This is a genomic window from Escherichia sp. AM3 (assembly GCF_032029835.1).
In the GTDB taxonomy this organism is placed as follows: domain Bacteria; phylum Pseudomonadota; class Gammaproteobacteria; order Enterobacterales; family Enterobacteriaceae; genus Escherichia; species Escherichia coli.
Genome location: NZ_JAVUPQ010001223.1, coordinates 1 through 244, shown reverse-complemented (window position 1 = coordinate 244; position 244 = coordinate 1). Strand labels below are relative to the sequence as shown.

Genomic DNA, 244 nt, shown 5'->3' with positions numbered 1-244 from the left:
GTTTCACATACTGCGGCCAGTGAGCCAGAAAGCGATAAAAAGGATGAAGCAAAAGCAACCGCACAGGCTACAGAATCTGCGCCACTGGCGAAAATAACGAAACTTCCATATGACCCAAATTTGTTTATCCCGGAAGGGACATCAATTCCCTGTTCACTGGACAGGCGTTTTGTTTCTGACCTGGCGGGGAAACTGGAATGTACGGTCAACAGTGATATATACAGCGCCAGTGGCAATGTAAAAC

The 244-nt window shown here is 47.1% G+C and carries 1 pseudogene; it reads left to right on the top strand.

From position 1 onward, the window contains the following. A pseudogene (locus RTW80_RS30400) lies at window positions 1-244 on the top strand (type IV secretion system protein VirB10); the annotation flags it as partial.